The sequence below is a fragment of the Streptomyces sp. NPDC051684 genome (assembly GCF_044453445.1).
Classification (GTDB): Bacteria; Actinomycetota; Actinomycetes; order Streptomycetales; family Streptomycetaceae; genus Streptomyces.
Genome location: NZ_JBITCS010000003.1, coordinates 338,335 through 352,521, shown reverse-complemented (window position 1 = coordinate 352,521; position 14,187 = coordinate 338,335). Strand labels below are relative to the sequence as shown.

General features: G+C 71.5%; 10 protein-coding genes and 1 pseudogene. 7 read left to right on the top strand and 4 right to left on the bottom strand.

Annotated elements, in window-relative coordinates:
• The first annotated feature begins 68 nt into the window (after positions 1–68).
• From ACIA8D_RS05870 to ACIA8D_RS05860, 3 genes are all read left to right on the top strand, one after another.
• Positions 69–1,025, top strand: coding sequence for a hypothetical protein (locus ACIA8D_RS05870; RefSeq protein ID WP_399229028.1), 957 nt, complete (start codon positions 69–71; stop codon positions 1,023–1,025).
• Positions 955–1,449 (top strand): hypothetical protein, encoded by a 495-nt coding sequence (locus ACIA8D_RS05865; protein ID WP_399229026.1) that lies wholly within the window; start codon positions 955–957, stop codon positions 1,447–1,449. Before ACIA8D_RS05870 ends, ACIA8D_RS05865 begins: the two co-directional genes overlap by 71 nt.
• Before the next feature lie 65 nt (positions 1,450–1,514).
• Positions 1,515–2,543: an endonuclease/exonuclease/phosphatase family protein gene (locus ACIA8D_RS05860; protein WP_399229025.1), complete on the top strand. Its 1,029-nt coding sequence runs from the start codon at positions 1,515–1,517 to the stop codon at positions 2,541–2,543.
• Between the two features lie 136 nt (positions 2,544–2,679).
• Here the strand turns inward: ACIA8D_RS05860 and snpA are convergent, their stop codons facing one another.
• The gene (gene snpA, locus ACIA8D_RS05855; protein WP_399229023.1) at positions 2,680–3,360 is read right to left on the bottom strand and encodes a snapalysin; all 681 of its coding nucleotides are present in this window, start codon (positions 3,358–3,360) and stop codon (positions 2,680–2,682) included.
• A 120-nt stretch (positions 3,361–3,480) separates the two neighbouring features.
• On the opposite strand from snpA, the gene ACIA8D_RS05850 reads away from it, so the two are divergent.
• The 3 genes from ACIA8D_RS05850 to metG all read left to right on the top strand — a co-directional run bounded on the left by ACIA8D_RS05850 (position 3,481) and on the right by metG (position 8,138).
• Entirely contained in the window at positions 3,481–4,413 is a 933-nt protein-coding gene (locus ACIA8D_RS05850) for a LysR family transcriptional regulator (RefSeq protein WP_399229021.1), read from the top strand.
• Positions 4,414–5,433: 1,020 nt separating this feature from the next.
• Positions 5,434–6,270 carry a VWA domain-containing protein gene (locus ACIA8D_RS05845; RefSeq protein ID WP_399229019.1) on the top strand — a complete coding sequence of 279 codons (837 nt, stop codon included), beginning with the start codon at positions 5,434–5,436 and terminating at the stop codon, positions 6,268–6,270.
• 137 nt (positions 6,271–6,407) lie between these two features.
• Positions 6,408–8,138 carry a methionine--tRNA ligase gene (gene metG, locus ACIA8D_RS05840; RefSeq protein WP_399229017.1) on the top strand — a complete coding sequence of 577 codons (1,731 nt, stop codon included), beginning with the start codon at positions 6,408–6,410 and terminating at the stop codon, positions 8,136–8,138.
• A gap of 55 nt (positions 8,139–8,193) precedes the next feature.
• Here metG and ACIA8D_RS05835 read toward each other — a convergent pair whose 3' ends face one another.
• Both ACIA8D_RS05835 and aspS read right to left on the bottom strand, forming a co-directional pair.
• Positions 8,194–8,787, bottom strand: a complete 594-nt coding sequence (locus ACIA8D_RS05835; protein ID WP_399229015.1) for a Uma2 family endonuclease — start codon at positions 8,785–8,787, stop codon at positions 8,194–8,196.
• 179 nt (positions 8,788–8,966) lie between these two features.
• Entirely contained in the window at positions 8,967–10,733 is a 1,767-nt protein-coding gene (gene aspS, locus ACIA8D_RS05830; protein ID WP_399229012.1) for an aspartate--tRNA ligase, read from the bottom strand.
• A gap of 151 nt (positions 10,734–10,884) precedes the next feature.
• Here aspS and ACIA8D_RS05825 point away from each other — a divergent pair.
• Positions 10,885–13,005, top strand: a pseudogene (locus tag ACIA8D_RS05825) (SpoIIE family protein phosphatase); the annotation flags it as partial.
• Here ACIA8D_RS05825 and ACIA8D_RS05820 read toward each other — a convergent pair.
• Positions 12,975–14,162 (bottom strand): AI-2E family transporter, encoded by a 1,188-nt coding sequence (locus ACIA8D_RS05820; protein ID WP_399229010.1) that lies wholly within the window; start codon positions 14,160–14,162, stop codon positions 12,975–12,977. The pseudogene ACIA8D_RS05825 and the gene ACIA8D_RS05820 overlap by 31 nt on opposite strands.
• Positions 14,163–14,187 lie beyond the last annotated feature (25 nt).

The window sequence follows — 14,187 nt, the reverse complement described above, 5'->3', positions numbered from 1 at the left end:
GCCGTCCGAGTAGTCCGTCTGCACGCACCCCGCTCGCGCGCCGCGCGAGCGGGGCCTTGCCTGAAACGGTGACCCGAAGAACCGCCTCCGCCTGCCTGCTCGTCCTCGCCTGCCTGCTCGTCCCGCTCGGCACGCTCTCCACCTGGGCGAAGTACGAGATCGGCGACAGCGACCGGTACGTGTCGGCGATGGCGCCGCTGGCCGGCGACGCCGATGTGCGGAACGCGGTCGCGGACGCGGTGACCACCGGGGTCATGAAGAGCCTCGACGTGGGCGCGCTCGAACCGGTCGTCGAGGACTATCTGCACGACGCGGTCGTCTCGTTCACGGACACCGACGCCTTCCGCGGTGCCTGGAACACCGCGAACCGGGCCGCCCACGACGCCGTGCAGCAGGCCCTCGACGAGGGCACCACGGGCCCCGTCACGCTCGACCTGGCGCCCGTCACCCGGCAGGTCAAGCAGCAGCTGGAGGCGAACGGCGTGCCGTTCGCCGAGCGGATCCCCGTCGCCCACACCGAGGTCACCCTGCTCTCCGCCGGCGACCTGGCCGGGCTGCGCAAGGGCTTCCACGCCTTCCAACTCGCGGGCCTCTGGCTGCCGTCGGCGGCCGTGGTGTGTGCCGCCGCCGGCCTCGCGCTCGCCCGGCGCCGCCGCCGCGCACTCGCGTGGACGGCCCTCGGCGCCGCCCTGAGCGCGGCCGCGCTGCTCGTCGCGCTGCCGATCGCCCGCGCGCTGACGCTCTCCGACATCTCCGACGCCGCCAACAAGGCGGCCACGGCCGCGGTCTACGACGCCCTGACCTCGCCCCTGCGCACCGCGTCCTGGGCGATCGTCGCCGTGGGCGTGCTCGTGGCGCTCGCGGTGTGGCTCGGCAGACACCCGTTCAGCCGCGCACGGAGTGCCGCGGCGGCGCTGCGGCGCGAGCATTCCGGTGACACGAGGAGGCGCCCGCATGACGAACACACCACCGGAAACCGGGCCGACGACCGCCTGGTCCAAGGACCACCGCACGCCCGACCCTGACCCCACCCGCGGCGCGGGCCCCCGGACCGACTGGGCGGCCGGCGGCACCCTGTTCGCGGGCGTCCTGATGCTGGTCAGCGGCTGCCTGGGCGTCCTCAACGGAATCGCCGCCATCGCCAACGACGACGTCTACGGCCGGATCGGCGACTACGTCTACGCCTTCGACCTCACCACGTGGGGCTGGATCCACCTCGTCATCGGCGCGCTCGTCGCGGTCACCGGCTGGGGCGTGCTCAGGGACAAGGACTGGGCGCGCGGCGCGGGCATCGGCTTCGGCGCGCTCTACGTCGTCGAGTACTTCCTGTTCCTGCCGTACGCGCCCGTGTGGTCGGTCATCTCCATCGGCATCGGCGTCTTCGTCATCTGGGCGCTCGCCTCGGAGCACGGCCGCGCCCCCAACCCCGGGGCCGCCAAACCGGCCTGACGGCCACGCACCCCGGCTAACCTGGAGAACTCCGAACAGACCGGTACGGAGACGGGGGCCGGGTCTTGGACCAGAGGCAGCAGCACATCACGGACGAGACGCCCGGCGCCGCGCGGTACGAACCGCGGGAGGCCGGGCACCGCCGTGTGAACCGGGCGGGGGCGTGGGCGGCGGCGCTGCTGCTCGCGGCGGTCAGCGTGGTGGTCGGCTGCCGGGCCGCGGACCGCGACGCGATGACGCCCGTACCGCAGCTCCTGGCCTTCCTCCCCTGGCTGCTCGCCCCCACGGCCGCCGCGCTGCTCCTCGCGCTGCTGGCGCGCTGGCGTACGGGGCTCGTCTGGGGCGTCGTCGTGCTCGGCGCGCTCGCCTGGTACATGGAGCCGTACGGGCCCTCCGGGTCGACAGGCGGACCGGCGGGCGCCCCGGTGTCCGGCGTCCGGGTGCTCACGTCCAACGTGCAGTTCAGCCGCGGCACGAACGCCCTGATCGACACGGTCACCCGGCACCGCCCCGACCTCGTCTTCGTCGAGGAGTGCGGGCGGCCCTGCCGGGACGCGCTGGACCGCGAGTCGCTGCGCACCCGCTATCCGCACCGGCAGGCCGTGGCGGCGGACGGCTCCGAGGGCTCGATGATCCTGAGCAGATTCCCGCTGAAGGGGGCGCCGACGGTGACCGGGACGATGGGCATGCCCGCCGCCGTCGCGGACGTACGCGGTCACGGGGTGCGCCTCCAACTGGCGCACCCCATGCCGCCGTTGCCCGACCAGGTGGGCGTGTGGAGGGCGGAACTGGGCCGCCTCGCGGACGCGGCGCGGGCCGGCGAGGGACCCGGGATCACGGCGGGGGACTTCAACGCGACGCAGGACCACGCGGCGTTCCGCCGGCTCCTCGGCGCGGGCGGGCTGCACGACGCGGCCCGCCTCACCGGCCGGGCCCGCACACCGAGTTGGCCCTCGACGGCGCCGGGCCCGCTGGGCACGCAGATCGACCACGTACTGGTGACGGACGACTTCTCGGCGGACAGGTCCCGCTTCATCCGCCTCGCGGACACCGACCATCGGGCGCTCCTGGTCGACCTGACGCTGCACGGCTGAGGGCCTTGTGCACGCGCTGGACCGCACCGGGTCGCCGCCCATGGGGAGACGGGCGGCGGCCCGGTGCGAGAGACGGCGGTCCGCTGCGGTCAGGTCGCAGGTGGGGCCGGGCCGCGCGCCTCGTCCGTCGGACCGTCTAGCGCAGCGCGGCCTCCGCCTTGTGCAGGGCCTTGCCGAACCCGTTGGCCCACAGGGATTCCACCTGCGCCTTCTCGTTCGCGTCCGGGTTCGCGTTGGTGCACGAGGGGCCGGGGCCACCGCCCGACATCAGCTCGCTGCACGGCCCCTCGTAGTGGTCGGGGAGGCCGAGGACGTGGCCCGTCTCGTGCGTGGTCACGCGCGTGGAGTCGTACTGCTGGTTCTGCGCGTAGTCCAGGAAGACGTACCCGCGGCCGTGCCCGTCGGTCGACGCGTACGAACCGCGCGAGTCGTTGCCCTCGCGGTACGAGAAGTCGCCCCCGCCGGAGGAGGCCTGGAGCTTCACGTTCGACACGGACGAGTTCCAGATCGACGCGCTGCTGGCTATCTGCTGCTGGAAGGTCGGCGCGCCCGAGGCGTCGTACGAGACGGTGACGGACTCGGCGCCTGGGTTCGCGGCCCGCTTCTTCGCGACGGACTTCAGGACGGCCTCGAAGAAGGCCTTGTTGGCGGCGGTTTCCTCGGCGGAACCGGCGTAGCGCGCGTACGAGGACGCGGACTGGTGGGAGGACGGCTGCTGGGCGGCCGCCGGGCTCGCGGCGAGGGCGGTGACGGTGAGGCCGGCACCGAGGGCGCCGGCGAGCAGACGGATGACCGTGGGGGGTTGTGTCATGTCCATGCGTGAGAGTGTGGAGGCGCGCGGGACGCACGGGATAGATGCCAATAAGCGATAACTCCGCGCTATCACCACACGGTTGACCCTGGTGCGGCGCACGGTACCCGCCTACGCTCGACGCCCATGGAGCTGGAGGTGCGGCACCTGCGCGTCCTGTGCGCGATCGAGGACACCGGCAGTCTGCACAAGGCGGCCCGGCACCTGGGCATGACCCAGCCCGCGCTCAGCACCCAGCTGCGCCGCATCGAGGACCACCTCGGCGGCCAGCTGTTCGTCCGCGAACGCACCGGCTGCCGCCCGACACCGCTCGGCCGCACCCTGCTCACGCGGGCCCGGCCGCTGGTGGACGACCTGCGCGCGCTGGTCGACGAGACGCGCGCGATGGCCCGGGACTCGGTCGGCGGACTCCTGCGCATCGGCTCCACGGCCAGCCGCGCGATACCGGGCTGGCTGCGCCGGCTGCGCGCGAGCTCGCCGCACGAGCCGTCGCTGCGCATGGACGTCTCGGCGCACGCGCTGCTGCGCCTGGTGGCCGACGGCGACCTCGACGTGGCCTTCGTCCACGAGGTGGAGGGCAGCCCTCTGCGCATCCCGGAGTCCCTGACCTGCAAGGTCCTGCTGGCCCGCGAACCCCAGTACGTGTCGCTCCCGGCCGACCACCCGGCGGCCCGCGGCCCGGTCGTCCGCCTCGCCGACCTGGCGGAGGACCGCTGGATGATCGACCCGACGGTGGACGGCGAATGGGACGGCCTGCTCCGCGCGTTCCGCGCCGCGGGCCTCAACCCCCGGGTCCTGCACGGCGATTACCTGACCGCGTCCAACCTCGTCGCGACCGGCGAGGTGGTGACGCTCTGCCAGCCGACGTCCCTGGCCCGCCCCGACATGGCGATCCGCCCCCTGGAGGGCGATCCGGTGGCGGTGCGGCTCCTCCTCGCGGCGCGCACCGCGCCCGTCCTGGAGGCGGTGCTGCCGGCCCTGCGGGAGGCCTATTGGGAGTCGGCACACCAGTCACCGGCGTATCGGACACGTCTCACGGAGTCGGGCGTGATCGACTGAAACCGCACAGAAAGGGCGGCAGTTGTCCGCTCGGTCGAACGGCCCGACCCTGCCCAAGATCACAGCCTGCGGCGGCTAACCTTACGTGTCCGTCCTGGCCAGGGGTTCCAGGGACGTCGGGGACAACTCATGCGGAAGGTTGCGCACATGGGCATTCTGGATCGGCTGCGGAACGCGTTCGGGCGGCCGCGCAAGAAAGACGAGACCGCTGCCGCCGCGGAGCCGTCGCCCGCCACCACGGACCAGCCCACGGTCCCCGCCCCCTCCAAGGGCGAAGCGGACGACCTGGTCTCGGCAGCCTTCGACAACATCTCGGTCCCGAAACCGTCGACGCCGGTGGGGGGCGAGCGGGTGACGGCTCCGGCTGAGGAGTCGACGACCGAGGAGCCGGCTGCGGCTGAGGACTCGGCTCCGACTGAGGGCTCGACTCCCGCTGAGGGCTCGGCTACTTCCGAGGGCTCGGCTCCGGTTGAGAGCTCGGCTACTTCCGAGGAGCAGGCTGAGGCTGAGAAGTCCGCTTCGACCAAGGAGCCGGCTGCGGTTGAGAAGCCCGCCTCGGTTGAGGAGGAGGCTCCGGCTGACGAGCCGGCTCTGGCTGAGGATGTGCGCGCTGAGGAGTCCACTCCGGCTCAGGAGCAGGCTCCGGCTGAGAAGCCCGCCTCGGCTGACAAGTCCGCTCCGGCTGAGAAGCCCGCCTCGGCTGACAAGTCCGCTCCGGCTGAGGACGTCCGAGCTGAGAAGTCCACCCCGGCTCAGGAGCAGGCTCCGGTCGAGCCGAAGGCCGAGGAGACCGCTGCCGCCGAGCCCGAGGCGGAGGCTACGGCTGCCGCACCGGCGGAGTCCGAGGCCGCGGCGCCCGCCGAAGAGACGGCCGAGCCCAAGGCCGCCGCCGTTGGCGAGCCCACGGACGACGCCGAAGGTCCGGCCCCCGCCACTGTGGGCAAGCGTCCCGCAGGGCGAATGGGGTCTCCCCTGCTCGAGCGAAGCCGAGAGCTTGGGGAAGGGTGGGCACAGCCCCCGGTGCAGGCCGAGGAGGACAAGGGGGCCGACCCCGTCGAGGCAACGGAGGCCACCCCGGCGCAGGCCACCGAAGACGGCACTCCGGCGCACGCCGACAAGGACGAAGAGGTCGACCCCGTCGCGGCAAAGACCCCGGCGCAGGCCGGAGCGACCGAGGACGCCAAGCCCGGCAAGCCCGCCCATACCCCCGCCAAGGTCAAGACCCGCGCACCCGGCCTGACCGCCGCCCACTCCGCCGCCGGCACGGCCCTGAAGAAGAACGGCCTCACCGGCACCCGCGCCACGGTCTACCTCGTCCTGGACCGCTCCGGCTCGATGCGCCCGTACTACAAGAACGGCTCGACCGCCGCCCTCGCGGAGCAGACCGTCGCACTCGCCGCCCACCTCGACGCCCGCAAGACCCCCACCGTCCACACGGTGATCTTCTCGACGGACATCGACGCCTCGGGCGACCTCACCCTGGACGCGTACGAGGGCAAGGTCGACGCCTGGCACGCGGAGGCTGGCCGGATGGGCCGCACCAGCTACCACCGCGCGATCGAGGAGGTCGTCGCCCACCACCAGAAGTCGGACGACCCCACCGCCCCGGCCCTGGTCGTCTTCCAGACGGACGGCCCCCCGGACACCCAGCGCCCGGCGAACGAGGCCCTGGCGGCGGCCGCCGCGCACCCCCTGTTCTTCCAGTTCGTGACGTTCGGCGACCCGGACTCGAAGAACTTCGACTACCTCCGCAAGCTGAAGGCGGAGAACGCCGCGGTCTTCCACGCGGGCGAGACCCCGCTGGAACTCACGGACGCGGAGCTCTACAAGGGCCTCCTGGAGGCCTGGCGCCCGTGACCCCGCGCCCGTAACCCCGCTCAGCAGGGCCCCGATACCCCATGGCCGTCCGCGCAGTAAACACCGCGCGGGCGGCCGCCCCATGTCGGCTACGATTTCTAGATTCCACCCACGTCACAACCCGGGAGCAGCCCCCGATGGCTCGACACCTCATCACCAGCGCCCTTCCGTACATCAACGGGATCAAGCACCTGGGCAACATGGTGGGGTCCATGCTCCCGGCCGACGTGTACTCCCGCTACCTGCGCAAGCGCGGCCACGACGTGCTGTACATCTGCGCGACGGACGAGCACGGCACCCCCGCCGAGCTGGCGGCGAAGGAGCGGGGCATCCCGGTCGCCGAGTTCTGCGCGCAGGCGCACGACGCGCAGAAGGCGGTCTACGACGGGTTCGGTCTCGCCTTCGACCACTTCGGCCGCAGCTCCTCGGAGCAGAACGCGGAGATCACCCAGCACTTCGCCCGCAAGCTGAACGAGAACGGGTTCATCGAGGAGCGCTCGATCCGGCAGGTGTACTCGCCCGCCGACGGCCGCTTCCTGCCCGACCGCTACGTCGAGGGCACCTGCCCGCACTGCGGCTACGACAAGGCCCGCGGCGACCAGTGCGAGAACTGCACCCGCGTCCTGGACCCGACGGACCTGATCGACCCGCGCTCCGCGATCTCCGGCTCCACGGACCTGGAGATCCGCGAGACCAAGCACCTCTTCCTGCTCCAGTCGAAGCTCCAGGTCGAGGTCGAGGCGTGGATCGACGAGGTCGCGGGCGAGTGGCCGCACCTCGCGTCCTCCATCGCCCGCAAGTGGCTGACCGAGGGGCTCAACGACCGCTCGATCACCCGCGACCTGGACTGGGGCGTCCCGGTCCCGGCGGACACGTGGCCGGAGCTGGCGGCCGAGGGCAAGGTCTTCTACGTATGGTTCGACGCCCCGATCGAGTACATCGGCGCGACGAAGGAGTGGGCGGACCAGGCCCCCGACGGTGAGACCCGCGACTGGAAGTCGTGGTGGTACGAGCCGGCCGGTGCCTCCGACGTCCGGTACACGGAGTTCATGGCGAAGGACAACGTCCCGTTCCACAGCGTCATGTTCCCGGCCACCGAGATGGGCATCCGGGAGCCGTGGAAGAAGGTCGACTACCTCAAGGCCTTCAACTGGCTGACGTACTACGGCGGCAAGTTCTCCACGTCGCAGAAGCGCGGCGTCTTCACCGACCAGGCCCTGGAGATCCTCCCGGCCGACTACTGGCGCTACTTCCTCATCGCGAACGCGCCGGAGTCCGACGACTCCTCCTTCACGTGGGAGCACTTCACCGCCACGGTGAACAAGGACCTGGCCGACACCCTCGGCAACTTCGTCAACCGCGTCCTGTCCTTCTCCCGCAAGCGCTTCGGCGACGACGTCCCCGAGGGCGGCACCCCGGGCGAGGCCGAGTCCAAGCTGGGCCAGGAGATCTCCACCCTCCTCGCCGAGTACGAGACCCAGATGGAGGCCCTCCAGTTCCGCAAGGCCGCGGCGGCGCTGCGCGCCCTGTGGTCGGCGGGCAACTCCTACCTGGAGGAGAAGGCCCCCTGGCTGGAGATCAAGACCGACAAGGACGCCGCGGCCCTCACGCTGCGCACGGCGATGAACCTCATCCGCCTCTACGCGGTGGTCTCCGAGCCCTTCATCCCGGCGTCGGCGGCCGCCATGCGCGCCGCGTTCGACCTGCCGGGCGACGACGCCGACTGGGTCACCGCCGAGGAGGCCACGTCGCTGACCACCCTCCCGGCCGGCATCCCGTTCACCGTGCCGCCGGTCCTCTTCGCCAAGATCACCGACGAGGACCTGGACTCCTACAAGGAACGCTTCGGCGGCGAGCCGGAGGCGTAACGCACCAAGCCGAAGGGCCCGGATCCGATCTTCGGTTCCGGGCCCTTCGTGCCGCTCAGCTCGCCCAGTCCTTGAGCGGCTCGGTGTCGAGCTCGATCCCCACCGGCTCGGGCAGCGCGACCGTCTTCCCGAACGGCACCGTCACCACCTGCTCGTAGCGCACCCCATCGGGCTGCGAATGGACCTTGACCTCACAGGTCTCCCGGTCGATCAGCAGGAACACCGGGATCTCGGACTCTGCGTAGGCGCGGGGCTTCTCGACCCGGTCACACTGGTTCGTGTCCCTGTCGCGCGACGTCACCTCGGCGACCATGAGAACGCCGTCGGTGGAGGCCCATTCGCCCTGGCCGACGAACGTGCCGCTGCGCGCCAGCGCGCCGTCCGGCCGGGCATTGCCGTTCCGGTACGACTCCACGCGCAGGCCCTGGTCCGGGTAGAGCCACCAGCCGCTGTCGGCCTGGATGCACAGCCTCGACAGCCACTCGATGATCCGTCCGTGATCGCCGTCCGGCACAGCCTTGACCCTCATTTTGCCGCCGATGAACTCCATCCGAAGCGCCTCGTTGGTTCGTATGGCATGACGGGCCAGCTCCTCGAAATCCTCCTGGCTCAGCACCACAGCGGACCGCTCCTCTGCTACGAGACTCATGACGGCCTCCCCATGCTCATCATCGCGGATCAGGTACCGCTCTGACAGTACGGACCACCACTGACAATCACCGGACGACTACAGAGCGCACCCCCGAACGGGGACAGCGGCACACACGCCGAAGGGCCCGCAACCGATCCTCGGTTCCGGGCCCTTCGGCAACGTCGCGGCGCGGTGCGCTACTTCTTCTCGACCGGCTTGCGCAGCTGGATGTTGAGTTCGCGCAGGCGCGACTCGTCCAGCTCGGTGGGCGCGCCCATCATCAGGTCCTGCGCGTTGCCGTTCAGCGGGAACGAGATGGTCTCCCGGATGTTCGGCTCGTCGGCGAGGAGCATGACGATGCGGTCGACGCCCGGGGCGATCCCGCCGTGCGGCGGGGCGCCGAAGCGGAACGCGCGGAGCATGCCCGCGAACTCGGCCTCGACGGTCTCCGCGTCGTAGCCGGCGATCTCGAAGGCCTTGATCATGATGTCGGGCTCGTGGTTCCGGATCGCGCCGGAGGACAGCTCCGTGCCGTTGCAGACGATGTCGTACTGCCAGGCGAGGATGTCCAGCGGGTCCTTCTCCTCCAGGTCCTGCATGCCGCCCTGCGGCATGGAGAACGGGTTGTGGGAGAAGTCGATCTTGCCGGTCTCCTCGTCCTTCTCGTACATCGGGAAGTCGACGATCCAGCAGAAGCGGAAGACGCCCTCCTCGAAGTGGCCGGCGCGCTTGGCGGCCTCGACGCGGACCGCGCCCATGATCTTCGAGACCTCGTCGAACTCGCCCGCGCCGAAGAACACGGCGTGGCCGGCCTTCAGGCCGAGGCGCTCGGTGAGGACCTTGACGTTCTCCTCGGTGAGGAACTTGGCGATCGGGCCCGCGAACGTGCCGTCCTCGCCCACGCGGATCCAGGCGAGGCCCTTGGCGCCCTGCTCGACCGCGTAGTCGCCCAGGCCGTCGAAGAACTTGCGGGACTGCGAGGCGGTGTCCGGAACGGGCAGCGCACGCACGTGCTTGCCGGCGAACGCCTTGAACTCCGAGCCCTCGAACACGTCGGTGATGTCGACGAGTTCGAGCTTCGCGCGCAGGTCCGGCTTGTCGTTGCCGTACTTCAGCATCGACTCGCGGAACGGGATGCGCGGGAAGGGAGACGTCACCTCGCGGCCGCCGCCGAACTCCGTGAAGATCTCGGTCATGAGCTTCTCGATCGGGCGGAAGACGTCTTCCTGCTCGACGAAGCTCATCTCGATGTCGAGCTGGTAGAACTCGCCCGGCGAGCGGTCCGCACGCGCGTCCTCGTCGCGGAAGCACGGCGCGATCTGGAAGTAGCGGTCGAAGCCCGAGATCATCAGCAGCTGCTTGAACTGCTGCGGCGCCTGGGGGAGGGCGTAGAACTTGCCCGGGTTCAGACGGGACGGGACGACGAAGTCGCGGGCGCCCTCGGGGGAGGTCGCGGCGAGGATCGGCGTCGCCATCTCGTTGAAGCCGAGGTTGACCATCTTGGAGCGGATCGAGGCGATGACCTCGCTGCGCAGCATGATGTTGCGGTGCATGCGCTCGCGGCGCAGGTCCAGGAAGCGGTACTCCAGGCGGCGCTCCTCGCCCACCCCGTCGTCCTGGTTGATCTGGAACGGCAGCTGCTGGGCGCCGCCGAGCACCTCGACGTCGGAGGCCTCGATCTCGACCTCGCCGGTGGGCAGCTCCGGGTTCACGTTGTCCGCGCCGCGGGAGACGACCTTGCCGTCGACGCGGACGACCGTCTCCTTGGTCAGCTTGTCGAGGACCTCGGCGGCCTTGGTGCCCGGACGGGCGACGAGCTGCGTGATGCCGTAGTGGTCGCGCAGATCGATGAAGAGGATGCCGCCCAGGTCTCGGCGATTGTGCAGCCAGCCGCTCAGCCGGACGTCGGAGCCGACGTCAGAGGCGCGGAGCTCGCCGCAGGTGTGGGACCTGTACCGATGCATCGTCGTTCATCCAGCCTTTGCGCTTGGGGTTCCCCGGGAGACAACCGGGATCCCCCCAAGCCTACCGGCCCCCGCCCACCGCCTTCCGCCCCTGCACCCGGCCGAGAGCCTCTGGTGGCCGCAATCGATCACCTCTTTCTAGAGTGGGGCAATGCGCACCGGTGACCTCCCTCCATTGGAGGACGTCCTCGCCGCACTCGCGACCGGGTTGTGGCGATGGGACAACCGGGCGGGACTCGTCACCTTCGACGCCGAGGCCGCCCGGCTGATCGGGCTGCCCACCATCCCCGGAAGCGAGCCGGTCGCCCTGACGGAGGCCGCCGCCCGCGCCCGCTTCCACCCGGTCGACTGGAACGAGATACACGGCATCGTGCAGCTCGCCGTCGCCGAGGGCACCCTCGCCGAGGCCCGGCTGCGCATCATGGACGGGCACGGCCGGGTGCTGCGCACCGTACGCAGCCGCTCCAAGCCGATCGTGCACGGCGACGCCCCGGGCTCGTTCGAACTGATCGGCACGCTCCAGGAGGTCTCCGAGCCGCCGCCCGAGGCCGCGTCCCGCACCCCGGTGACCGGCGACTGGCGGCGCTCGCGCGAGGCCTTCCTGCTGGACGCGGGGCGGGCGCTCGCCGAGGCCGGGTCCACGGAGGAGGTGCTGCGGGTCGCCGCCGGGCTCTCCATGCCGGGGTTCTCGCCGGACGGTCTCGCGGTGTTCGGTGTCGCGGGCGACCGGCTCACCGTCATCGGGCACCACGGCCAGGAGGACGGCGACGAGTCCCCGTTCACCGACATGGACCTGGCCACGGACTATCCGGGCGCCGAGGTCGTCCGCACCGGGCGCGCGGTCTATCTGTCCTCGCCCGACGAGTACCGCGCCCGCTACCCGGCGGCCTGGCCGCTGGCCGCCCGCTTCGAGCGCAAGTCGTGGGCGTTCCTGCCGCTGGTCGTCGCGGGCCGCACGATCGGCGCGTGGATGGCGGGCTTCATGTACCCGGTGTCGTTCACGCCCGACGAGCGCTCGGTCCTCACCACGGTCGCGCGGATGCTGGCGCAGGCCCTCTCGCGGGCCGGGGTCGCCGAGTCCGAGCGGGAGCTCACCGACGGCCTCCAGAAGACGATGCTGCCCTCGATCGGCCCGGAGATCCCCGGCATGAGCATCGCCGCCCGCTACGTGCCGACCGGCGGCGGCCTCCAGGTCGGCGGCGACTGGTACGACATGATCCCGCTGCCGGGCGGCGGCATCGCCCTGGTCATCGGCGACGTACAGGGCCATGACGTGCGCGCGGCGGGCCTGATGGGGCAGCTCCGGGTCGCCCTGCGCGCCTACGCCTCCGAGGGGCACCGGCCCGACGCCGTACTCTCTCGCGCCTCCCGCTTCCTGCACGGCATCGGCGACGCCGACGAACCCGGGTCCGACCCGCGCTTCGCGACCTGTCTGTACGTCCAGGCCGACCCGGCCACCGGCGTCCTGGAGATCGCCCGTGCCGGGCACCCGGACCCCGCGATCCGGACGGCCGACGGCACCGTCCTCGTCCGCCCCACCGCGGGCGGCCTGCCGCTCGGCGTCGACCCGGACGTGGACTATCCGACGACCCGTCTCGTCCTCGAACCCGGCGAGACGCTGCTCATCTGCACGGACGGGCTGATCGAGACGGGCGGGCACGACCTGGACACCGGCTGGTCGCGGATCCGCGCGGCCCTGGAGTCCGGCCCGGACGAGCGCCTGGAGGAGCTGGCGGACGCCCTGGTGCAGGCGGTGCACGGGCCCTCCTCGCACCACACCACGGGGCCGCTCGCGGACCGCCGCGAGGACGACATCGCGCTGTTGCTGCTGCGCCGCACCCCCCAGTCGGCCGGTGCCACCGTGGCCCGGCGCACCGCGATGACCATCGCCCAGGCCGAGCCCGAGCGGATCGCGGCCGCCCGCCAGCAGTTGCGGGAGCTGCTGCACGACTGGGCCGACACGGATCAGGTCGACTCGGCGGTGCTGCTCGTCTCCGAGATGGTCACCAACGTCCTGGTGCACACCGACGGCGACGCGCTCCTGGTCGCCGAGATGACCCGGCACGGCGCCGAACCCCGCCGGCTGCGCGTGGAGGTCGCGGACGCCTCCGACGACCTGCCGCACAAGCGCCGCCCCGGCGAGCTGGCGTCGTCGGGGCGCGGTCTGGTGCTCATGGAGCTGCTCGCCGACCGCTGGGGCGTGGACCCGCGGGGCGAGGGCAAGAGCATCTGGTTCGAGCTCTACGAACCCTCGACGGCGCCCGAGGACCCGGCGCACCCGGCAGGCCCAGAGGGCCCGGAGGCCTCCGAGCTTCCTGAGCCCCCTGACGCCCCTGAGGCCCCGTCACCCGTTTCACGTGAAACCGAAGGCGGTCCTTCGCCCATGTCGTCCGGCGCGTAACGCCTCCTCAGCTCCCCGAGGACGCCGAATGCGGCGGCCACCAGCGGCACCGCGAGCAGCATCCCGAGAATGCCCGCGACCGCGGCGCCCGCGGTGATCGCCAGCATCACCATCGCGGGGTGCATCTGGACGGTCCGCGACTGGATCATCGGCTGGAGGATGTGCCCCTCCAGCTGCTGCACGGCGAGGATCACCCCGAGCGTCCACAGGGCGATGATCAGCCCCCGGTCGGCGAGCGCGACGAGCACGGCGACGGCCCCGGACAGGGTCGCGCCGAGGTAGGGGATGTACGCGCCGACGAAGACCAGCGCGCCGAGTCCGACCGCGCCCGGCACCTGGAGGATCAGCAGCCCGACGGTGATGCAGATGCCGTCGATGAGCGCGATGAACGTCGTGCCGCGCATGAATCCGGAGATCGCCTCGAACGCCCGGCGCCCCATCGCCTCCAGGACCTCGCCGTGGTGCGGGGCGATGGTGCGCGCGAGCCCCGAGGCCCGGTTGGAGTCCTTCAGAAAGAAGAAGGTGAGCAGCAGCGCGAGCACGCTCGTGGCGAGCAGCGAGCCGAGCGCGGAGAGCCCGGCGATCACCCCGCCCGCCAGGTTGGACCCCCACTTGCCGACCTGGTCCTTGGCGTTGTCGGCGACGTTGCCGAGGTCGTCGGCGCCGACGATGCCCACGTGCTCCCTGAGCCAGTCCCCGGCCTGCCGGAGCGAGTCGACGATCTGCTCGCCGGTGTCGATCAGCGCGGTGACCACGATGTAGCCGGCGCCGCCAACCACCGCGACGAGCGCGACGCAGGTGAGGATGGCGGCCAGCGCGCGCGGCAGTTTCAGCTTCGTCAGCCACTCGAAGACCGGGCCGAGCAGCGCGGTGCCGAGCAACGCGAGCAGCACGGGCGTGACGGCCGACTGGAAGATGATGACCAGCGCGATCCCGACGGCGGCGACGCCGACGACGAGCAGGACGACGCCGCACCAGGCGGCGAGGCGGCGGGCGGGATCGGGGAGAAGTGGCTTACCGGTCTGCACCCTGACAGTTGATCATGCGTGCGAA

Excerpts from the sequence above, each read along its gene's own strand:
- ACIA8D_RS05865 (WP_399229026.1), top strand. The coding sequence starts at position 955 with ATGACGAACACACCACCGGAAACCGGGCCGACGACCGCCTGGTCCAAG.
- snpA (WP_399229023.1), bottom strand. The coding sequence starts at position 3,360 with ATGGACATGACACAACCCCCCACGGTCATCCGTCTGCTCGCCGGCGCC.
- ACIA8D_RS05850 (WP_399229021.1), top strand. The coding sequence starts at position 3,481 with ATGGAGCTGGAGGTGCGGCACCTGCGCGTCCTGTGCGCGATCGAGGAC.
- metG (WP_399229017.1), top strand. The coding sequence starts at position 6,408 with ATGGCTCGACACCTCATCACCAGCGCCCTTCCGTACATCAACGGGATC.
- ACIA8D_RS05835 (WP_399229015.1), bottom strand. The coding sequence starts at position 8,787 with ATGAGTCTCGTAGCAGAGGAGCGGTCCGCTGTGGTGCTGAGCCAGGAG.
- aspS (WP_399229012.1), bottom strand. The coding sequence starts at position 10,733 with ATGCATCGGTACAGGTCCCACACCTGCGGCGAGCTCCGCGCCTCTGAC.